General features: G+C 42.0%; 15 protein-coding genes. 5 read left to right on the plus strand and 10 right to left on the minus strand.

Annotation, left to right across the window (positions count from 1 at the left end):
* Positions 1-121: 121 nt before the first annotated feature.
* The 6 genes from NST45_RS11790 to NST45_RS11815 form a co-directional block, all read right to left on the minus strand.
* The gene (locus tag NST45_RS11790; RefSeq protein ID WP_076099182.1) at positions 122-730 is read right to left on the minus strand and encodes a TetR/AcrR family transcriptional regulator; all 609 of its coding nucleotides are present in this window, start codon (positions 728-730) and stop codon (positions 122-124) included.
* 92 nt (positions 731-822) lie between these two features.
* Entirely contained in the window at positions 823-3,438 is a 2,616-nt protein-coding gene (gene ppsA / locus NST45_RS11795; RefSeq protein ID WP_076141246.1) for a phosphoenolpyruvate synthase, read from the minus strand.
* A gap of 286 nt (positions 3,439-3,724) precedes the next feature.
* Complete coding sequence (locus NST45_RS11800; protein ID WP_076141245.1) at positions 3,725-6,376, minus strand: discoidin domain-containing protein; 2,652 nt, start codon at positions 6,374-6,376, stop codon at positions 3,725-3,727.
* Between the two features lie 235 nt (positions 6,377-6,611).
* Positions 6,612-7,535 carry an aminoglycoside phosphotransferase family protein gene (locus NST45_RS11805; protein ID WP_038571204.1) on the minus strand — a complete coding sequence of 308 codons (924 nt, stop codon included), beginning with the start codon at positions 7,533-7,535 and terminating at the stop codon, positions 6,612-6,614.
* Between the two features lie 70 nt (positions 7,536-7,605).
* Positions 7,606-8,625 carry a phosphotransferase gene (locus tag NST45_RS11810; RefSeq protein WP_170914197.1) on the minus strand — a complete coding sequence of 340 codons (1,020 nt, stop codon included), beginning with the start codon at positions 8,623-8,625 and terminating at the stop codon, positions 7,606-7,608.
* Between the two features lie 154 nt (positions 8,626-8,779).
* Positions 8,780-9,694, minus strand: a complete 915-nt coding sequence (locus NST45_RS11815) for an ArsR family transcriptional regulator (RefSeq protein WP_036677185.1) — start codon at positions 9,692-9,694, stop codon at positions 8,780-8,782.
* Between the two features lie 174 nt (positions 9,695-9,868).
* Here NST45_RS11815 and NST45_RS11820 point away from each other — a divergent pair, with 174 nt between their 5' ends.
* Positions 9,869-11,365, plus strand: coding sequence for a glycoside hydrolase family 43 protein (locus NST45_RS11820; RefSeq protein ID WP_076141244.1), 1,497 nt, complete (start codon positions 9,869-9,871; stop codon positions 11,363-11,365).
* A 119-nt stretch (positions 11,366-11,484) separates the two neighbouring features.
* Here NST45_RS11820 and NST45_RS11825 read toward each other — a convergent pair whose 3' ends face one another.
* Together NST45_RS11825 and NST45_RS11830 are read right to left on the minus strand one after the other, a co-directional pair.
* On the minus strand, positions 11,485-12,336 hold the full coding sequence (locus NST45_RS11825) for an aldo/keto reductase (RefSeq protein WP_036677189.1): 852 nt from the start codon (positions 12,334-12,336) through the stop codon (positions 11,485-11,487).
* Between the two features lie 36 nt (positions 12,337-12,372).
* A complete protein-coding gene (locus NST45_RS11830) occupies positions 12,373-13,338 on the minus strand; it encodes an aldo/keto reductase (protein ID WP_036677191.1) in 966 nt (321 codons plus the stop codon).
* Between the two features lie 324 nt (positions 13,339-13,662).
* Between NST45_RS11830 and NST45_RS11835 the strand changes: the two genes are divergently transcribed.
* The 4 genes from NST45_RS11835 (at position 13,663) to NST45_RS11850 (ending at position 19,020) form a co-directional block, all read left to right on the plus strand.
* Positions 13,663-14,337, plus strand: coding sequence for a response regulator transcription factor (locus NST45_RS11835; protein WP_036677195.1), 675 nt, complete (start codon positions 13,663-13,665; stop codon positions 14,335-14,337).
* Positions 14,334-15,389, plus strand: coding sequence for a HAMP domain-containing sensor histidine kinase (locus tag NST45_RS11840; RefSeq protein WP_081383663.1), 1,056 nt, complete (start codon positions 14,334-14,336; stop codon positions 15,387-15,389). Before NST45_RS11835 ends, NST45_RS11840 begins: the two co-directional genes overlap by 4 nt.
* Before the next feature lie 119 nt (positions 15,390-15,508).
* The gene (locus NST45_RS11845) at positions 15,509-17,260 is read left to right on the plus strand and encodes an ABC transporter ATP-binding protein (protein ID WP_036677198.1); all 1,752 of its coding nucleotides are present in this window, start codon (positions 15,509-15,511) and stop codon (positions 17,258-17,260) included.
* Positions 17,260-19,020 (plus strand): ABC transporter ATP-binding protein, encoded by a 1,761-nt coding sequence (locus NST45_RS11850; protein ID WP_036677200.1) that lies wholly within the window; start codon positions 17,260-17,262, stop codon positions 19,018-19,020. The genes NST45_RS11845 and NST45_RS11850 overlap by 1 nt, the downstream gene beginning before the upstream one ends.
* 102 nt (positions 19,021-19,122) lie before the next feature.
* Here the strand turns inward: NST45_RS11850 and NST45_RS11855 are convergent, their stop codons facing one another.
* Positions 19,123-20,685 carry an ABC transporter substrate-binding protein gene (locus NST45_RS11855; RefSeq protein WP_076141243.1) on the minus strand — a complete coding sequence of 521 codons (1,563 nt, stop codon included), beginning with the start codon at positions 20,683-20,685 and terminating at the stop codon, positions 19,123-19,125.
* Positions 20,686-20,775: 90 nt separating this feature from the next.
* Positions 20,776-21,711, minus strand: a complete 936-nt coding sequence (locus NST45_RS11860) for a carbohydrate ABC transporter permease (RefSeq protein WP_081383287.1) — start codon at positions 21,709-21,711, stop codon at positions 20,776-20,778.

Raw genomic sequence — 21,711 nt, forward strand, 5'->3', positions numbered from 1 at the left:
CATTATTGGATTAAAAAAATAGGGACCCTCGTAGATGCTAAATGTGCATATCCACTTGGTTGTCCCTCATTGCAGCGTTGCGCCCCAGTTCCACCCCACACCTAATTTCGGCGCATTGATGTTATTCGTTTAAGCTTTTTAGTCCATGCAGCCAGTATAAGCTTAATGCCTCAAAAATCCTTCTCCGGCTATCGGCGTTCATCTCGTACTTTAATAAATCCAGAATCATATTGATGACATTGTTCGCGATGATCTTCAGCAGAATCATATTTTCTTCGGTTCCGATTTCGTATCTTTTATAATGATCTTTTATAAAGGGTCTTTTAGTTTCGATCATCAGATCGATCAGCTCGTTTTTGGCATTGCTATATACGGTCCCTTTATTCTTTTCAAAAATAATGACAATCTGCCTGCTGTACTGGGTTAATATATTTATTTGCTCTTGAACGATAGCTGATTTTTTCTCATTATTAACATCATCAAAAAAAGTCTGGTTATCGATACGAATATTTTCCACTAGCACATTCTTCAAATAGTCCACTAAAGACGGCGGAACAACCGAATAGAACAACTCTTTTTTATTTTTAAAATAAGTATAAATATTGCCAACAGAAATTTGAATTTCATCGGCAATATCATTCATTTTGGCATCAGAGAAGCCTTTTCGGAAAAATACCTTTAAAGCGGCGGATTCAATTTCCTGTTTTACTTCTTCTTTTTTAGACTGCATATTGCCCCTCACCTTTAATAATGAATTAATAATTCACTATTAAAAATAATTCAAAAGATTCGATTTGTCAAACTACATTCGTGATTCAACCATTACAATATTTCGATATAGCCTTCTGTACCATGCACACGAATTCGTTGCCCATCTTTTATCAATTTGGTAGCATTCTCCACTCCGACAACTGCTGGTAAGCCATATTCACGCGCAATAACTGCCCCATGGGTCATTAGTCCACCAACTTCAGTAACTAGGCCTTTTACAGATACAAACAATGGAGTCCAGCTAGGGTCAGTGAATAAGGTAACTAATATATCTCCATCCTCTAGATCAGCATCCTCCATGTTTAAGATGACACGCGCTCGCCCCTCTATAACACCGGAAGAAACCGCTAGACCTACAATAGCTTCTGTTGGGAGGTTTTCTCGGTTGTACTTACCCGCAATAATTTCACCATCAGACGTGAGAACACGTGGTGGAGTTAGTTTTTCATATAATTTGTACTCTTCTTTTCGTTTGCTGATGATCTGGTAATCCAGTTTGCATGTACTTATGACTTCGCGAAGTTCTTCAAACGATAAATAGTATATATCTTCTTTTTCAGGAATAACTCCTGCTTGTACGAGTTGTTCGGCTTCTTTTAATAAAGCTTGCTTATAAACGAAGTAGCGATTAACCATACCGTATTTGGGGTATTCCCTAAACCCGCTGAAATTCCGGATGAGATCAATCATTCGTTTTGTTTCTTTAGCTTTTTGTTCACCATCGGGTAATTGCTTCAATCGATCTAATAGCTCTTGTTCTTTTTTCAAAGCTTCCTGTCGACCTTGCTCAAATTTCCGATGGCCAGCATTAGGTTCAAAGTTTTTGATATTACTAAGAATCATGGGGACAAGTGTAGTTGGTTTTTCGCTCCAACGAGTTCTTGTAAGATCGATTTCTCCGGTACATCGCATTCCGTATTTACTGAGATAGTCATAGAAAGCCTCTTGGGTTTCCTGCCCACCCTCAAAACTAACCAGTTCATCTAAGAAATTATCGTCTTTAACCTGCTGTAAATAATCAATGACTTCCGGATAAGGCCGAATCACATCAGCGAGATTGAGTAACGCCAGACCCATTTCCGAAGTAATATTGCCCTGTACAGATTGAGAAAGCGTATCTGCTACGTTTTTTTCACCTAACCATTCGTTTATTTTTTCATTGATCCATGCTGAAGCATCCATAGCCGCCATAATCACACGCATACTTTGTGGGTTGAATAGAATCTTCTTTAATTGCTGCATATCTTCCAGAATAAAATCAAACAACTCCGCCCCTGATTTGGTTTGAATGTTTTGTTGCAACTCTTCTATTGATGCTTGGTTGCTCTTAATGAGGTCAGAAACGATTGTCGGATCATTTTCGAGTTGTACTTGAGAATCACTAGGTGGCAGGCTTGTATTGCTTTTACTCGGAGTAGAAGCTTTTTCATTATCTGCCGAAAATTTTATAAAATCTTCTCGCTCTACGAGGGTTATGAGTGCGTCTTTTATGAGGGGATCAGATTTACCTAAGGCTTCTATGATCATTTCTCTGCTGCCAGGTGAAGCAAGACTTGATGTGACATCAACAAACAATCTTCCGCCAGCTGTACGCATAGGTGCAGGAGTCGTTAACAGGTAAAAAGCCAATCCCAGCGCTTTCATGGGATCTGTCATCATTTGTTGATGACCAACAGATACATAAACGTGGTTTTCTTGATCATTCGCTTCAGGGATGGGGAATAAAGTCGTGATTGGCCGACTCTGGACGATATAAAATGTATCCTCGTCCAAACACCATTCGATATCTTGTGGGCAACCAAAATAGGCTTCAATCTGTCTGCCTATCCTTGCTATTTTTAAAATTTGTTGTTCAGTAAGTGTTTGAGTCTTTTGCTGTTCGAGGTCGATCTGCCGGGTCTCTGTTCCGCCTTCTTTTAGTCCGTAGATAGCCAATTTTTTGGTTGCTATTCTCTTATCGACAATTTTCTCTTGCTGTACTTTATAACAATCGGCAGATACCAAGCCAGAGACCAGTGCTTCGCCAAGTCCAAAACTAGCATCGATGGATAGCAGTTTCCGGTTAGAAGTAATCGGATCAGCGGTAAATAAAATCCCTGAAGCCTGTGGAAAAACCATCCTTTGAACGATAACGGATAAATAAACTTGACTGTGGTCAAATCCATTTTGCATACGGTAGATTACGGCACGATCCGTAAATAGAGAAGCCCAACATTTGCTGATATGCTGAAGGATTGCTTCTATGCCGATGATATTTAAATAGGTATCTTGTTGACCTGCAAAAGAGGCATGTGGTAAATCTTCAGCGGTGGCACTAGAACGCACTGCATAAGCATGTTCATCACCAAGCTGGGTGAGATAGTGAGAAACTGCCTTCACAACATCGGAAGGAATTTCTGCTTCCATAATGATTTGCCGAATCTTCCTACTGATTTCACCGATTTGATCCCGATCTTCTACTTTTAGCATAGTTAGTTGATCCAACAAAGCATGATACGTTTGGTTCTGTTCGAGGGCTTGGTGATATCCTACTGTTGTAATACAGAATCCTTCTGGTACTTGTATTCCTTCTATTTTTGATAATCTCCCTAAATTTAACCCTTTTCCGCCAACGAGCAAAAGCTGTGTATTGTCCACTTCCTGAAAACCGAGAACTAAAGAACGCATTTATTATCGCTCCTAACTATTAAATTGAGAAAAAAATTGACAAGAATTTAACGGCATGATAATATAAATATATAAGATGCAATTATTATGCCTAACCTTTGAATATCAGTCGTGAGTTGATTATATCATCGTGTCTTTTCATATGCAATATATAAGAATCTGATGAGATAAATCAGGTTCTTTTTTTTGATTTCAGCTATCATTAGTGTTAAAGCAAATAAACCGCAGCCCCTCAAGTGGCCTACGGTTTATTTGCTGTAATATTAGAATGTCGTAATAGGGTATATTATAATCCCTTCACTTCAAACTCATAGATCCGCGCTGCCGTATCGGCTCCCTGCGTAGGTTTGAGAATCAATAATTTTACATAGCGGGCTTTTACTAACGCAATTGAATCAGTCGACTCGGCAGCCGAGTTTCCTTGGACGTTGACAACATCCGTCCAGTTCGTTCCGTCGCTGCTGATCTGAATCGTATAATCACTGGTATTAAAACCGGACCACTCTCCTCCGCTCTCAGCATGCTTGATGACAAAAGTGCTGAGTTGATGTTCGGCGCCGAGGTCAACCTGAAGCCAATGGGGCAGATTGCCAATTGCGCACCATTTACTGTTATCCGTCACTTTACCATCTACGGCGTTAGGTGCCCCTTCCTTTTCCCCGCAGGCATGATCGGCTGTTGCAGTTTTACCAAGTGCCAGATTTTTCACTGCGCTAGCTTCCTTGCTCACTGTGATGAGTGCTTTTTTCGTAATTGTGTCTTGGCCCGAGCTGTTGGTTGCAGTCAGCGTCACGCTATAAACGCCTTCCTGAGCGAACGTCACAACTGGGTTCTTCGATGTGCTGACCGCCGGGCTTCCGCTTTCGAAGGTCCATGACCATCCTTCTGTCACTTCAGTCGACAGATCAGTGAAGTTAACGCTCTCGCCTGGAGCCACTAGGGTACGATCAGCCTTGAACTCCGCAATCGGCTTAGGATAAGCTGGCCAGCTGATCTTCACGCTAGTGGTTTGACCTTGCTCGTATCTTCCATTGATGGCAACAACCTTCAATACTGTGACCGTTTCTTTGTCTATTCTTCGCATCTCAGGAACGTAAAACACATGATTTGGTGTTGCACCTATGAACATTTCACTACCATCTGGCAGTACACGATAGATTTCGTATTGTTTGACCTGCTGGTCAAGCTGTTTCCACTGTAATCGGGCGTCTCCATAAATACCATTGCGGAAATCGGATTGAGTGACCTTAAGATCGCGAACCGCGGGCAATGGTTTGATCGAGTCATTAGCATTTTGAATAGAGAGCTGGCCAATTTGAATGTTGTAATTATTAATCGCATCCTTAGAGTCAAAATACAGTGACAACGCTACGATCCGTTTCCCTTTGTATGGGGTCAAATTCAATGTTTCAGTAGTCCAGTCTGGCGATGTCTTATCCTTCACGTTAAGGAAGACATATTGGTTGGGATGGTCTGCGAAAGCGAGACCAACCTTCAGGCTTGGCTTATTTTGTGTTTTGTACGTAATAGACAGCTTTGTGCTTGCTTCGATCTTAAGGTCGGTCTTGTAGAGCTTCAGATGTGTCGCATTGTTAGGGTTCAGCACGCCTGATACCTTCAGCGAACTGCCGCCGTAATAGGCATCGGACCAATCGAGCACTGGTGAAAGCGGGGTACCTTTGCTGTCTGCAATCCAGCGCCAGGAGGGAAGAATATCCTGCAGACTCCGGTTGTTCCAGCCCTTATCCCGCACCTGCTTCCCTCGTACAAAATATTTCTGTCCGCTTCCCGTGTTGAAGTTAGTGGTGAAAGGCAGCTCATTTACTGGTGATGATTCGATCACATCGTTTGCGATACCTTTCCAGGCTTGATCGCTCGAGGTGTTACTCGGATTCCCGTTTGGACCCACCCAGAATTTGTTCTCGCGTACGAAGAATTCTTCCATACTCTCTGCGCTGTTAAAAGCCCAATCCGGGCGGTAAATACCAAGGGAAGTAACGGCAGGATCTTTATCCGGAAACAACAGATTCCAGTTCACCTTTGTATCGTAACCCTTGGCTTCGACATCGATGCCTGCATACAAGTCATATGGACTTCTGCCCAAGCTTCTAGCCTTCTCTGCCGAGCTTTTAAGATCCTTCCACCAAAAGTTCAGGAACATATTGTCTGTAATTTGCTTTTTATTGTCTTGCAGGAACATCGCATTCTTGTCGTTAAGTGCATTTTGCCAACTGATACTGCCCTCATTGGTCATGGAATCATACCATACGATGTGCATAGAATTTGACTTGTGTGATTCCAGATAACTTAGGAAAGCTTTCATTTGCTGTGCGTCGGCCGGTGTTCCGCCCTCAGTCTCCTGGTTAATAAACCAGCCGTCAAATCCGTAATGGCTCGCAACCTGGATCAACTTGTCAGCAGCAGGAAAGGAGCCGTCACTATTCTGCTGAAGCATCTGCTTGACCCATTCATACTTCCCGCCATATACGGTTGGTGGGAAGAACACCGTTCCGATAATCGGCACGCCATTTTTATGAGCTGCGTCGATCGTATCAGCGCTTGGAGGTACGATGATCCCTTCGCCCGCGGAACCACCCCAATAGACCAGCTTGTCAACATATTGCCAATAGGTAAATGTGTTAGCTTCGAATTTGCTTGAACCCTGCGATGGAACTCCGCTTGTTCCCGGGTTCAGTGCTGATAAAGCCATGACTTTTGGCGCTTTGGTTGCATGAGCGTTGACTCCATCTGCTACAAAACGGTCCTGCAGCGGGACTGTGCTCCGGTTAAATGCCGCATCCGGGTCGGATGCCGGACTCCACTGAAGCAATTGCTCCGGAAACCAATAGGATGAATAAGGCTGTTTCGCGAACGCAGTTGTGGATAAGGCTGCGCACATCACAAGTAAGAATATAAAACCTGCCCCAATCTTTTTCATGCCATACTCCTCCAATCGATAGATTAAATGATTGCGCTTACATTTTATCAAGTTGAACAAAGCTATAGATAGTGGATTAATGGCAAGTTCAGGTGCAATTATTACAGGTCGTAAGTCTAAGGTCAATAATCTCAGTGGGGAATTTGCTCCTATAAATTTGATATTTATATACAAAAAGCCGCAATTATGCGGCTAGTAAATGTAAATGTATAGGATAAGGTAAAGTGTATAGTTATTACGCTTTCAGGTTTAAAAGAAAATGCCGTGTGTCCTGATAAGCATCTGTCCAGCCCATCTTAGCATAGAATCGAAGTCCATCGAGTCCCTTAAAATAATAGGCACCGATTAGCCGCTCCTCAAAATTCGGGGTCACTATTCTAGCTTTCTCTTGATAGTTTTGATACGCGTTAATGACATTACACCAAGGCATATGCTTGTCGAGAATCGCAAGGTCTATGAGAGAATCGCCATACATGCAATTTCCATCAATAATGCTGGTTATCCTTGTTCCGTTGGACAAAATATTCCACTGTTGAAAATCTCCGTGTATAAAGCTTCTATTAGATTCATTATAGGGTACGTAGGTCATCAAACGACTATAGATTTCTTCGTATACGTCTCTTTCCAAGCAAGACGTGCGGAAGAGTTCATGCCAATTCTCCCAGAATGTCCCCGTCTGATCTTCCGCATTTACAGCAATGACGAAGTCTTTCCAAGATGAATAGGAGCCATTGCCGTCAGGCCCGATCCAACCATACCCGTTAGTTCCCCCAATATCCGTTTCGGCCATTCTTGTTAAAATGCCGATAATTCCAGGCATCAGCCGGGTTTGTTCCTTTGCTGAACAATCGGATAGATTGCGACCTTCCATTCGCTCCATGATCAAATAGGTTAACTGATTAGTCCTCCCTAACCCCAAACATTTTGGGAAAGGGATACCTTGGTCGAGTAGCAAATTGGATACAAATTGTTCGGTCTCATATGCTCGTTCCAAATCGCTGAATTTAACAACATAGTCTTTTCCTTCGAGAATAAAAGAAAACACGTTGCTAATATTGCCGCCAGACATCGGTGTAATCTCAGCTGCTCCCTGTCCAAGATGATTCCACAGTACTTTTTCAATTTCACTCATGGTCAATTCCGGTTTTTCGTAAACCATTTTTACTCCAACTCCTGCTTATTTGAGTCTACTATGAATTTATCCGCAGCATATCATAAACACCATCATCCTAAATATCTCGTTCCTCATACTCAAAGGGTTCATCACATGAGTAAATTTCATGGAAAAACCCTACATATGGGATATCGTCTTCTAGACATTTTATACGATATGACAGCTCTTCATCGCATTCCGGCTCTTCACCATTGTTCCGCATTACCTCGAATGCATCAACGATGTTTTCCATGAGGGTTACTTGGATAAATAATGGCAATGTATCTAACATCGAATCTTCGATCCTGGTCTCGGATCTGTAGCCACCAAGGACTGTTTTAAAATAATCATCCATAAACTTTTTGCGTTTATCAGTATCTTGTTCAAATTGTATCCAGCCCACTCCAAGTGTCCAGAGATTTGCCAGGTCATACATATACCAACAAAAACAGGAGTTATCGAAATCAAACACAGTTATTTGTCCTGTATTAAAATCGATCATATAATTCCCATCGCAGTAATCAAAATGGACCATCCCAAAAGACTCGTGATGCCTGTCCATCCCTTCTAACGTTGTAAGGAGATCTACCAGCTTCTCCTTCAACAGAGATAACGAGTCAGGTATTAGCTTATCTATATAATCGGCATTGTATTTATCAAAAAAATCATACCGAGAATGGACAGGCGTATATCCCTTCGATAATTGATGCATTTTTCCAAGGACTTTACCGCAGTTATAATAGTATTCCGTAATAGGAACGCCTTCCCGATACTGATAATTATTTTCCACGAGCATACCCCCCTTGGCCTTTACAAACAAGCAGACAAAAAAGGTATGATTATTAAGAGTTATCGTTTCCAGCAGATTCCCCTTCTGGGAGTTAACCACATTCGAAACACTGCCGCCATGCTCGTACAAGTACCTGATATATTCCACTTCACCCAGAATATCTTCTCGGCTTCTGTCGCTTAAGAAGGCAATTCTGATTATTTTTGCTTCAGAATCAGCTTTATCACAGTTATATGCAACATTCCGTCCTCCTTCATGTGCATTGATAAGCCTGATTTCATAACCTTCCAATCCGTACAATTCCATCACTAATGGAAGTATGTGTGTATCAGCAATTTTAATAACCTCGTTATAATTCAGAATATCTCTCCTCTCAACTCCTTCAATATATGGTTAGTTTACCAGCTCCAGCTGATAAACTGCATGGAGAAAACAACTATAACTGAAATATCCTGCTTCATTAGGTCATCGTTCCTAGGTACACACGAATTAAAATATCTTGGTCATGATTACCGAATCCAGCCCCATAAAGTGTCAAACCACCAACATTAACAGCCTTCTCGTCAACTGCGAAACGAAGCGTCCAGAATTGTTCCCGTAGCAAAATATCTGCGACAGTAATGTCCGACATCCTTTCTTCATCAATAAATGTGCCCGAAGTATCAATGCGGATCGTCTTCAATAACCCGTATTGATTTACATTCCGATGCCACCAATCCGGAGTATATATGCCTCGTGCCGCTCTTCCAAAGTCTGCCGGACTGGTCCAAGTTCCAAGCTTCACACCGTTAAAAAAGAACTCAATATCCGAAGGCCAATGATCTCTCAAGCCCGGGGCTTCAGAAGCAATTTCCATTGAAATCTCGATGGCGTCGGGCATTTGACCGGGAAGTAAGTAGTTAGGCGTTTTGTACTCTACGTAACCTCTCCCAAACCACAAAATGCCGGCGTTGACCCGCTCGGGATCCAGAAAATAGCGGGGATCGTCCCAAACCCCAATTTCTTTCTCTTGTGTCCCAAGACCACATGTAGGCTGAACATCAAACGAAGTATAATGACCGACTGAAATGGTCTGCTCTCTGATCCTCGGGGTTTGAGTGGCAGTGGGGAGTTCGATCTCAACTCTTTTTTGTTTAAGGAAGCACATTTTGTGCGTTCCTCCGTTTAGGCGTACCCTGTGGCTTCCTATAAGTCCAGCTTGTTCGAGCTTTCGGATATGCATAGTAACTATGGAAGGGCTAAGCTCTAACTTAGCCGCGATCTCCTTCACATTCATTTCATTATCTGCAATGAGGCTCATAATCCTCCATCTGACTTCGCTTGCCAGCGCTTCATACAACGCCATGAATTTTGCTTCACCGTTTGCTTTGATCATCATCATAATCACCTGACCTGTGCTTATTGAAATTACATATATATTAATTTAATAAATATAACGTATATCTTCAACCCCGATTCATTGAAAACCCATAAGCAATAGTGTTTAATTTTCTTAGTAGTTAAATATATTGAATTCATATTTATATAAATTTATTAATGAGGTGGAGAAATGAAATACAATAATCCGGTCATCAAAGGGTTTTATCCTGATCCCAGCGCATGTAAAGTTGAAGACACTTATTATTTGGTCTGCAGTTCCTTTCAGTATTTTCCCGGTGTTCCGATTTTTGAAAGCAAAGATTTAATTAATTGGACCCAAATCGGTCATTGCTTAACCCGAAAGAACCAGATTCAACTGGATACTGTGGACAGCTCCGGTGGTGTATTCGCCCCCACCCTGCGGTACAATAATGGACGATTCTACATGACGACCACTAATGACACTTTGCGCCAGAACTTCTATGTCTGGACTGACAATATTTACGGCGAATGGTCTGATCCGATTAATGTAGATCAAGGCGGTATTGATCCGGACTTGTATTTTGAAGACGGCAAAACGTATTTCATGAGTAATGGGACAGACGATTACGGAGTTAATGGTATAATCCAATGTGAAATTGAAATTGAAACTGGGCAGAAGCTGTCGCCAAGCCGTTCAATCTGGCAAGGATCCGGTGGGCGTTATTTGGAGAGTCCTCATTTATACAAAATTAATGAACAATACTATCTGCTAGCAGCTGAGGGCGGAACCGAATATGGGCATATGGTCACTTATGCAAGGGGCAATTCTCCTGCTGGCCCATTCGAAGCCTATCCGCATAACCCCGTATTGACTAATCGAAATTTAGGCGGTTACGAGCTTCAGGGTGTTGGTCACGGAGATTTGGTACAAGATCATGAGGGGGATTGGTGGCTGTTACATCTTGGATTCCGGCAGACTGGCCAGTATCTTACCTATCACCATTTGGGGCGTGAGGTTTTTCTAACTCCGATTACCTTTGGCGAGGATGGATGGTTTACAGCAGGTCATGAAGGTACCACTCTAATAAGTTTCGAGACTGATCGTATTGCGGACACAGTCATTCAGCAGGAGAAAGAAGTCTATACGTTCGAGAACACAGATTGGAATTTGGACTGGTGTTACCTGCGTCACCCGGTTACAGAAAATTATCGGTTAGAAGCTGATAAAATAAAGCTTAAAGGAACTCCAATAACGTTAGATATCCCGGCTACCCCGACATTTATTGGTATTCGTCAAAAAGACTTTAACGCGATTATTTCATGCGAAGTCAGCCTTACGAATGGTGAAGCCGGAATTACGCTTTACATGGACGAAAATCACCATTATGACTTGGCCTTGCGTAAACATCCAGAGGGTTATGAGATTATCGAACGGCTGAATATCGGAGATATCAAATCCATTGCAAAAACAAAACATATAGGTCAATGTAACCATGCTTCATTAGTTGTCAAAAGCAGTCCAACGCATTATCACTTTTATATCCAGGTAGACGGTACTGAGATCTTACTCGGAGCTGCGCAAACCAAATATTTATCCTCTGAAATAGCCGGAGGATTCACAGGTGTGCTTATTGGTTTGTACGCCACTGGAGAAGACCAAGATTATAATGCGATATTCACAAATTTTAGCTGCCTTTATTCTTAAACCTCCAAATTAGAATGAACTGTACAAGGCTAAGGGTGTTCTTATAAATAAAAGATGGGTTAACCCCTTAATTATGGTTAACCCATCTTTTATCAAAACCAATAAGATCCTAAGAAAAATTAGATATCCAGCTTCCTAGTACTTAACGCTTTTACCATTACAGGATCTCTATGTGAAAAGAACAAACTCTCTTTTGTGTCTAACAGCGCAATTTGTTCTATATCCTCTGAATTTAATTCAAAATCAAAGATATTAAAGTTTTCAATTATTCTTTCTTTCCGGACAGACTTTGGAATCACAACAACTCCTCTTTGCGTCAACCAGCGTAAAACCACTTGGGCAACAGATTTATTATATTTTCGAGCTATTGATACTAAAACTTCGTTCTGGAACATGTTGTTTTTACCTTCAGCAAATGGACCCCATGATTCGATCTGAACATTGTTTTCTTTCATGAATGCAGCACTTTCAATTTGTTGGCAGAATGGATGTGTTTCAACTTGATTAACGGCAGGCGTTACTTCATTATGAATAATCAAATCAATCAGACGATCGTTCTGGAAGTTACTTACGCCAATCGCTCTGATTTTTCCTTCACGGTACAATTCCTCCAGCGCCCGCCAAGAACCATGCACGTCGCCAAAGGGCTGATGAATTAAATACAAATCCAAATAATCAAGTTGCAATCTTGAAAGGGATTTTTCAAATGCTTCCTTTGTACGTTCGTATCCGGTATCTTGAACCCATAATTTCGTAGTAATAAATAGATCCTCTCTTGGTACTCCACTCCGTTTGATGGCTCTTCCCACCGCTTCTTCGTTTAGGTAAGAGGCTGCGGTATCTATCAGTCGATAACCTGACATGATCGCATCGTAAACAGCTTGTTCACATTCAGCTTCATCTTGAATTTGAAAAACTCCAAAACCAAGTATCGGCATTTCAACACCATTGTTCAAAATAACTTTTTGCATAAAAAATCCTCCTATTAGTTGATGATACACCTCTAGTTAGAAGTGTGTACTATCAATTTCCATTTTAGACAAAGCTTCATTTAGTCTATCTACATCTTCCTTTGTTAATTTCAGATCAGCTCCATATAGGTTTTCTTCTAATCTGTTTAATTTTGTAGTGCCTGGAATTGGAATGATATATGGTTTTTGAGCTAATTCCCACGCTAATACGACTTGAGCCGGTGTTGCATTTTTACTTTCTGCAACTTGAGTAATTAAATCTAATAACACTTGGTTATGATCAATCACATCAGGTTTGAATCTTCCCATGAAACTTCGATAGTCATCTTCATCATATTTGGTTTCCTTAGTATATTTACCACTTAAGAAACCATTTCCTAATGGACTGTAAGCGATAAAAGCAATTCCTAACTCTTCACAAAGTTCAAACAACTCTTTTTCCGGTTCACGCCACATCATGGAGTACTGATTTTGGGTTGCAGTAATCGAACAAACAGCATGTGCTCGTTTCATATAATCAATCGGTGCATTTGAGACACCCCATGTTTTAATCTTCCCTTCAGCTATTAAATCTTTCATTGTTTCTGCGACAGCTTCAGGTTCGACATTCGGATCCACTCGGTGCTGATAATATAAATCAATACAATTGACCCTCAGCCTGTTTAATGAACCTTCTATTTGCTCACGAATAGAATCTGGTGTGCTATTTAAAATAAGTTGAGGTTGACCGTCTACAGCTTCTTGTCCTAAAATTCCAAATTTAGTTGCAATCACAACTTGATCTCTTTGTGGTGCAAGAGCTTCGCCTACTAATTCCTCATTGGATTGTCCATAAAAAGCAGCAGTATCAAAGAAATTACATCCTAGTTCAACTGCTCTGCGAATTAATTTAACCATTTCATTACGATCTGCTGGCTTTCCATAGGCATGATCCATTCCCATACAGCCAAGCCCTATTGCCGAAACTTCCAAGCCACTATTTCCTAATTTACGCATTTGCATCTGAGATCTTCCTTTCGCATGAAGTTCAGTCAAAGTTCAACGTTCAACGTAGTCTGCATTATTTTCAGCACGTTAATTCAGCTAAATTAGTTTGGGTACTATTTTAGTATGCAACAATTTTTCACAAAACAGATATCATAATAGTATTAAATCATTGCCTATTCCTCTCATTTTAACGAATAGACAGATATATGAGTCACTTTATAGCGACTACAAGGATTTCAAACCGAATCTTAAGATTAGATAAATATTGATTCTGCTCCCTTTAAAACAAATTCCCCACAGGTAATAATGGATACAAACCTACTATTGGAGTGAACAGTAATGATTAACATACTCGTTGTTGAAGATGATAAGCATGTAAGAAGACTTCTTGAAGCTGTTCTGAAACGCGAAGGATACGATGTAGTAACTGCTGAAGACGGAGTTAAAGCTTTGGAGGTCCTAGATTCACAACATATTGATCTGATCATTCTGGATATTATGATGCCTAATATGGATGGTTATGAATTCGCCAAGGAAGTAAGAGATGCCGATAGCTTGGTCCCCATTCTTATGGCTACAGCAAAACAGCTGCCTGAAGATAAGAAAAAGGGGTTCCGGATTGGAACTGATGATTATATGACCAAACCCATTGATACCGAAGAAATGCTGCTCAGAATCCAAGCGCTGCTTCGCCGTTCGCAAATCGCAAGTGCCCGTAAATTAGTAGTGGGTAAAGTGATCCTTGATTATGACGCATTGACAGTAACCCGGGAGGACGAGAAACAAACGCTTCCGCAAAAAGAATTCTATTTGTTGTATAAGTTATTGTCCTATCCTGAACGGATTTTCACGCGCATCCAGCTTATGGACGAAATATGGGGCATGGAAAGTGAAAGTACGGATACAACCGTTAATGTGCACATCAATCGTCTGCGGAAACGGTTTGACGCTTATCCAGAGTTTGAACTGGTTTCCGTCAGAGGTCTTGGATACAAGGCGGTGCGAAGCCAGTGAGCAAAATAAGTAACAAGCTTAACAACAGAATCAGCCTTCCCATCTATTTTTCCCTTATCATATTTTTCATCTTTCTTATTACCGTTGTGATTACAGGACTACTCTTCTTTCTCGCACAGGTTTTTGGTTTGTTGAACGAAGAGCTTGCCCAGGATGGATTCGTACTACCCATAATGGTATTAATCGCTTGTACAATTATCGGTACCACGATATCAGCCATCACAAGCCGGAAAATGGTAAAATCCATCCGGATATTTATTGAGGCCACAGAGCGTCTTGCCAGCGGTGACTTCTCCATGCGGCTCCAGCTCAAAAGCCCGCCAGAGTTTGAAATTTTATCAGAGAATTTTAACCGGATGGCTGAAGAGCTTGGGGGTATCGAAATTCTGCGAACCGATTTTGTGAATAATTTTTCCCATGAATTCAAAACACCGATTGTATCTATCAAGGGATTTGCCGAAGTCTTAAAGAACGATGATCTTACCAAAGAAGAACGGAATGAATATCTAGATATTGTCATTGAGGAATCGACCAGACTTGCCTCCCTTGCTTCGAATGTACTGGAGCTGACACAGGTTGAGACGCAAAAGATTCTGACAAACAAAATGAGGTTTAATGTTGGGGAACAAATTCGCCAATCTGTGCTTTTGCTAGCTGCCAAATTTGAGAAGAAGCACCTGAAGCTAAATGTTAATATTCAGGATTATGAACTCTCCGGCAATAAGGAGCTTTTAAATCAAGTTTGGTTAAATTTATTGGATAACGCGATCAAATTCACTCCTGAACATGGCGAAATTGAAGTTAACATGAAGAGAAACGAAGATAACGTGGTGATTCTAGTTCGTGACTGCGGAAGCGGTATTCATCCGGAGGCTCTTCCCAAGATATTCGATAAATTTTATCAGCAGGATACTTCCCACTCGACTGCAGGCAATGGACTTGGATTAGCAATTGTTAAAAAAATCATTCATCTACACAATGGAACCATTTCTTGCGAAAGCATTCCATTACAAGGAACCACATTTACAGTAACGATTCCAATTGGAATATAGTACGAGCCCTGGAGAACCTCATCGTTCTTTCAGGGTTTTTTCATTTTTCAGAAAAGTTAACTTTCAGTTTATCTTCATTCGTTATCATATAAGCAACACCACATAAAGGAGTCAGATGTATGGTAACTATACTTAAGTACTTAAAACCGAAGGAATGGGCCCTAATCGGTATCAGCATCCTATTCATTGTTACACAGGTATGGTTGGATCTGGAATTGCCCGGTTATATGAGCGAGATTACTCGTCTTGTACAGATACCAGGAAGCGAAATGAGCGAAATCATTGCAGCCGGAGGCTGGATGTTGCTCTGTGCCCTCGGCAGCTTAGCCACATCAATCATAGTGGCAGGGATCGCCGCTAAAATTGCCGCTAACTTCTCTTCAAGATTACGCTCCAAATTGTTTGATAAGGTACAGTCTTTTTCTATGGAAGAAATCAACAACTTCTCTACAGCTAGTTTAATTACCCGTTCAACGAATGACATTACACAAGTGCAAATGCTGATTGTCATTGGTCTGCAACTGCTGGTGAAGGCTCCCATCCTTGCCGTTTGGGCAATGCTCAAAATTACAGGCAAGAGTTGGCAGTGGTCGCTTGCTACCGGTGTCGCAATTGGGGTATTGATTCTTATTGTCGGCATAGTGATCGTGCTTGTGCTTCCGAAATTCCAAAAATTGCAGCAACTGACTGATAATCTTAATCGTGTTGCAAGAGAGAATCTTACCGGTCTTCGTGTCATTCGTGCTTATAATGCGGAAAGTTACCAGGAAGATAAATTTAGCGTAGCCAACAGCGAGCTTACCCGAACGAATTTATTTGCCAACAATGTACTGTCCATGATGATGCCAAGTATTTCTCTCATTATGAGCGGTTTAAGTCTCGCAATATATTGGATTGGTGCTATTTTGATTCAAAATGCCAATGGTACGGCGAAGATGGGCTTATTTTCAGATATGATTGTCTTCTCATCCTATGCGATGCAGGTGGTTATGGCATTCATGATGCTGATCATGATTTTTATCCTGATGCCTCGTGCCCATGTATCCGCTAAAAGAATCAATGAAGTGTTGGATACTAAGCCAAGCTTAGAGAACGGATCACTTACTACCTCCAAGACAAATCGGTTGGGTGAAGTCGAATTCAAAAAAGTCAGCTTTAAATATCCGGATGCAGAAGAATACGTTATTGAGGATATCAGCTTTACGGTGAAAAAAGGAGAAACTGTGGCCTTCATCGGTTCAACCGGATGCGGAAAAAGTACTGTAGTGAACCTGATCCCTCGCTTTTATGATGCTACAGCAGGTGAAGTGTTGGTGGACGGTATTAATGTTAACCAATATGAGCAAACTGCACTGCGCAATAAAATGGGATATGTATCTCAGAAAGCGATTTTGTTTGGCGGCACGGTGAGCTCTAATGTTGCTTTTGGCGACAATGGCAGTGATCTGTCCTCTGATGTTGTAGATGCCATTTACACCTCTCAAGCTTCAGATTTTGTTGAAAAGATGGAAGGAAGCTACGAGGCTCATGTCTCTCAAGGCGGTACGAACTTGTCTGGCGGTCAAAAGCAACGTCTTTCCATTGCCCGAGCCATTGCCCGTTGTCCTGAAATATTGATCTTCGACGATTCCTTCTCAGCACTTGATTATAAGACGGATCGCAAATTGCGTAGTGAATTGAAGAAGAAATCTAGCGGTACGACGATACTAATCGTTGCGCAGCGGATCGGTACAATCAAAGACGCAGATAAAATCATTGTACTGGAAGCCGGACGAATGGCAGGCATGGGAACACATGATGAATTGATGCAGACCTGTGATGTCTACCAAGAGATTGCTTACTCACAACTTTCAAAGGAGGAGCTAGCTTAATGAACAAAAGCAAAGAGCAACTCAACACGTGGAGCAAACTTCTCCACTATTGCAGAAAATATATCCCTGTAGTTCTTATAGCTATTATTAGTGCAGCAATCGGTACGGTTCTGACTCTGCTTGGACCGGATAAGCTTTCGGAGATGACAGACTTGATCACTGCGGGCCTCGTCACCGGTATTGATATGGAAGCAGTAACTTCTATCGGCCTTTTCCTTGTATTTATCTATATCCTTAGCGCTGTGTTATCTTTGGTACAAGGATTAATTATGTCCGCAGTTACGCAAAAGGTCTCCAAAAACTTAAGAGCCGATCTCTCACGCAAAATGAACAAACTTCCGATCTCTTATTATAATAATTCTACAACCGGTGACATCCTGTCCCGGGTTACCAACGATGTGGATACGATCGGGCAAGCTTTAAACCAAAGCGTCGGCACACTGGTAACTGCCCTTGCCCTCTTTACGGGATCCATCATCATGATGTTCAAAACAAATGTGATCATGACTATTACGGCGGTTGTTGCAACTATCATTGGCTTTGGCCTCATAGCGGCAATTATGAAAAAATCCCAAAAGTATTTTCAAAGTCAGCAAGAATACTTAGGGAAAATCAATGGCCATGTGGAGGAAGTATATACAGGACATACTGTAGTGAAAGCCTACAATGGTGAATCGCAAATGCGCAATACATTTGAATCCCTGAATATGAATCTTAAAGATAGTGCATTTAAAGCGCAGTTCCTCTCCGGTCTTATGATGCCGATTATGATGTTTATAGGCAATCTAGGTTTTGTGGCCGTTTGTGTAGTTGGTGCTGTACTTGCTATGAACGGAACGATATCCTTTGGGGTCATTGTAGCCTTTATACTGTATGTCCGTTACTTTACACAACCGCTCTCTCAGATTGCTCAAGCCGCACAAAGTCTGCAATCGGCTTCCGCGGCAAGCAAACGTGTCTTTGAGTTCCTCGATGCTGACGAAATGGACAATGAAAGTCATAAAGAAAGACATCTTAAAACTGCTGTGGGCAAAGTTGATTTTGAACATGTGCAATTTGCTTATGAAAATTCAGATAAACTTGTGATTAAAGATTTTTCTGCAGAGATTAAGCCTGGGCAAAAAATTGCTATAGTCGGTCCTACCGGCGCAGGTAAAACTACACTGATAAATCTTCTAATACGGTTTAATGAATTAAAGGGCGGAGAAATATATATTGATGATACCCCCATCAGCAGCTTAACAAGAGAAAACATCCATGATCTATTCTGTATGGTCTTGCAGGACACCTGGCTTTTTGAGGGCACTATCAGAGAAAATCTAGTGTACAACAAAACAGGTGTAACCGATAAAGAAGTTGAAGATGCTTGTAAGTCGGTAGGCTTGCATCATTTCATTCAGACCTTAAGTGCCGGTTATAATACCATACTAAATGACAAGGTTAATTTATCCACGGGCCAAAAGCAACAGCTTACGATCGCCCGCGCGATGCTCAAAAATGCCCCAATGCTCATCCTCGATGAAGCTACAAGCTCAGTCGATACAAGAACAGAGCTCTTGATTCAGCAGGCAATGGATAAGCTCATGGAGGGAAGAACCTCTTTTGTTATTGCGCATAGACTCTCAACCATTAAGAACGCCGATGTAATTCTGGTTCTGAAGGAAGGCGATATCCTGGAAAGCGGCAGCCACGAAGAACTACTTGCCAAAAATGGTTTTTATGCGGAGCTTTATAATAGCCAATTCGACCAAGCCTCTTAAAGCCTAGTTGACACTGTGAATTATATAGCGAAAGTCAAAAGGACCTACTCATTGTTCTTATCCAGAACAATGAGTAGGTCCTTTATTTGCTATGAACACATATCATCTACTGGCAAGGAATTCATCAAGCTGTTTTTGCTTTTCAGCAATGACTTTATCTAGGCCGGCCGATTTTTGGGCGGCGATAAATTTCGGCAATTCTTTGTCCAGATCAACCGAGCCGGTCTCAAGCATCTTTTGATATTCTCTTAGAACGTTTGCTAGTGCTCCGACTTCGGATTTGACTGGCTCGCTGTCAAAGGTGAAGCCCAGTGCCGGCGATGATTTAGCGCCTTCGTTGAACTTTTTGAACTGCTCCCACTTGTCTGGAGCTTCCGAACTCCAGACATAGTTCAGGAATTGATTTCCCAGCTCCCAAGCGACGCCCGGTGCGTACTGTCCTGACTTCTCCGTCTGCGTCATAACATTACCATTAAGTGTAAAGTGTGTACCTTCAATACCGAAGTTAAGCAGATTAATAATCTCTTGATCTGTATGAAGCAGGTTAATCAGCATCATGGCGCGTTCCGGGTTCTTAGACGTTGATGAGATGGCTAACATGGCGCCGGTAGTCTCCGATGTGGCGACCGTTTTACCTGTTAAAGTAATTTGTGCAAGCTTGCCATCAAGTCCTGTCGCGGATGCGATTTCTTCTGCTTTGCCTGGCTTAAGAGGCTCTACAGTGGAAAATACATTGCCCGTCTTATAAGCATCAAGGGATGACGTTTGGGAAGTGGCCGCATCTTTGTTAAGATACCCCTTCTGGAAGAAATCACGGGTTACTTTTAATGCATTTAAGTATTGTGGATACTCTTCGGCCGGTTTGACTGTCGCTTCCGTGCCATTCTTATCGATAGCGCCAGGTATCGTCGTATCACCTAAAAAATCCAATTCCACAAAGGAGTGAGAGGCGAACGTGCCACCCGTTGTATACAGCGGATACATGGTTGGCTTCTTCTCTTTAACGATCTTATAAACGGCATCTAAATCTTCGATCTTTTGCACTTTACTCATGTCAATGCCGAGTTCATCAGCGATATCCTTCCGGTACACAATGCCCCCTGACGATGCCAATTCTTTATTCGTAGGGACTGCATAATTTTTGCCGCCGATTTTGGAGCCATCGAGAAAAGCTGGATCTAAGCTATCCTTAATGCCCTGGCCATACTGATCGAGCAAGGGACCGAGATCTAAGTAAGCACCTTTGGCAACGTTCTTTGCATACCCGTTCCATGAGGCTGTAAATAGAATGTCTACGGGCTCTCGAGAAGCGATGATGAGGTTAGTCTTATCATCCCATGCTCCCCAATCGATTGGTGCGATATCTACCGTCGCGTTGATTTTTTCGGTCAAGATCTTGTTCAGCGCTTCCTCGACGATAGCCTCGTCCGCCTGTGGAGCTCCTTCGTAGACCAACTTTATTTTATAAGGCTCCAGCTTCGAGGGCTCATTGGATGTGTTATCGGTGGTTGAATTCGCTGATGAGCTCGGTGTGGCGCTTTCTTTTCCGGCATTATCCGGTGTAGCGTTGTTCGAGTTGTTTGAATTGCCGCAAGCCGTAGTGCCTACTGCTGAGATAAGCATCAGTGTGAGAAGCAGTGAAGCCTTGCTTTTCGTATCCTTCATTTTCAAGTAATCCCCCCGTAAAATAGAATGATATGCTAAACCATATACTGGTTTTAGCCGTTTCCGTGCCCACGTAAGTGATCGGCAATCTTAGCCTTTAACGGAGCCTACTGTCAGGCCTCTGATAAAGTATTTCTGGAAGAACGGGTAAGCAAATACAATAGGTCCAACACCTACAACCACCATCGCCATACGCACGGTTTCACTCGGGAAGTTGATCATTCCGCCAGCTCGGGTAATTTCAGCCATCGCGTTCGGGTTACTGGATAAGTACTGGATGTTGACCATCATCTTGTAAAGAAAGTACTGCACGGATATATTGTGGTTGTCTGTAATAAACATTAGGCTTAGGAACCAGTCGTTCCAGTATGTCAGTGTTTGGAACAGTGCAACGGTTGCCAGAACCGGCAGAGATAATGGCAATACAATTCGGATAAATATCCGTAGCTCCCCTGCCCCATCTATTTTTGCTGACTCCAGCACAGCTTCAGGTACGGTCTCCTTAAAGAAAGTGCGCATGATCAGTACCCAGAATGCGGACATGATCAGCGGCATGATCAGTGCCCAAAGTGTATCTTTTAATTCCAGCATCTGTACGTATACCAAGTACCAAGGGACTAAGCCGCCGGAAATCAGCATCGTTAGAAAAACAAAAAATGTAAAATACTTTGCCTGCGGAAAATTATTCCGTGAAATGGGGTACGCATACAGAGCTATTATGATGACACTTAGTATCGTACCTATCACCGTGACGGTTAGTGAGATTCCATAGGAATGAACGATTTGACTGATATCTTTCATTAGGAATCGATAGGCTGCCAGATTGAAATTTTCGGGCATAAATCGATATCCGTGTGTCATAACGGACTGCTCATCGGAGAACGATACCGAAAGAATCAGCAAAAGCGGTAGGATACAGAGCGCCGAATAGATGACAAAGAAGATGTTGATGAGGGTTGACGCCCATCCCGACAGCTGATTCTTTGGATTGGACCCAGATAAGGATTTACTCATTGTATTGGTCAT

This window comes from Paenibacillus sp. FSL R7-0163 (assembly GCF_037969975.1).
GTDB lineage: Bacteria > Bacillota > Bacilli > Paenibacillales > Paenibacillaceae > Paenibacillus_AQ > Paenibacillus_AQ odorifer.

Bases quoted from the DNA above. Each gene is read 5' to 3' on its own strand.
- NST45_RS11790 (WP_076099182.1), bottom strand. From the start codon at position 730: ATGCAGTCTAAAAAAGAAGAAGTAAAACAGGAAATTGAATCCGCCGCT.
- ppsA (WP_076141246.1), bottom strand. From the start codon at position 3,438: ATGCGTTCTTTAGTTCTCGGTTTTCAGGAAGTGGACAATACACAGCTT.
- NST45_RS11800 (WP_076141245.1), bottom strand. From the start codon at position 6,376: ATGAAAAAGATTGGGGCAGGTTTTATATTCTTACTTGTGATGTGCGCA.
- NST45_RS11805 (WP_038571204.1), bottom strand. From the start codon at position 7,535: ATGGTTTACGAAAAACCGGAATTGACCATGAGTGAAATTGAAAAAGTA.
- NST45_RS11810 (WP_170914197.1), bottom strand. From the start codon at position 8,625: ATGGAATTGTACGGATTGGAAGGTTATGAAATCAGGCTTATCAATGCA.
- NST45_RS11815 (WP_036677185.1), bottom strand. From the start codon at position 9,694: ATGATCAAAGCAAACGGTGAAGCAAAATTCATGGCGTTGTATGAAGCG.
- NST45_RS11820 (WP_076141244.1), top strand. From the start codon at position 9,869: ATGAAATACAATAATCCGGTCATCAAAGGGTTTTATCCTGATCCCAGC.
- NST45_RS11825 (WP_036677189.1), bottom strand. From the start codon at position 12,336: ATGCAAAAAGTTATTTTGAACAATGGTGTTGAAATGCCGATACTTGGT.
- NST45_RS11830 (WP_036677191.1), bottom strand. From the start codon at position 13,338: ATGCAAATGCGTAAATTAGGAAATAGTGGCTTGGAAGTTTCGGCAATA.
- NST45_RS11835 (WP_036677195.1), top strand. From the start codon at position 13,663: ATGATTAACATACTCGTTGTTGAAGATGATAAGCATGTAAGAAGACTT.
- NST45_RS11845 (WP_036677198.1), top strand. From the start codon at position 15,509: ATGGTAACTATACTTAAGTACTTAAAACCGAAGGAATGGGCCCTAATC.
- NST45_RS11850 (WP_036677200.1), top strand. From the start codon at position 17,260: ATGAACAAAAGCAAAGAGCAACTCAACACGTGGAGCAAACTTCTCCAC.
- NST45_RS11855 (WP_076141243.1), bottom strand. From the start codon at position 20,685: ATGAAGGATACGAAAAGCAAGGCTTCACTGCTTCTCACACTGATGCTT.
- NST45_RS11860 (WP_081383287.1), bottom strand. From the start codon at position 21,711: ATGACCAATACAATGAGTAAATCCTTATCTGGGTCCAATCCAAAGAAT.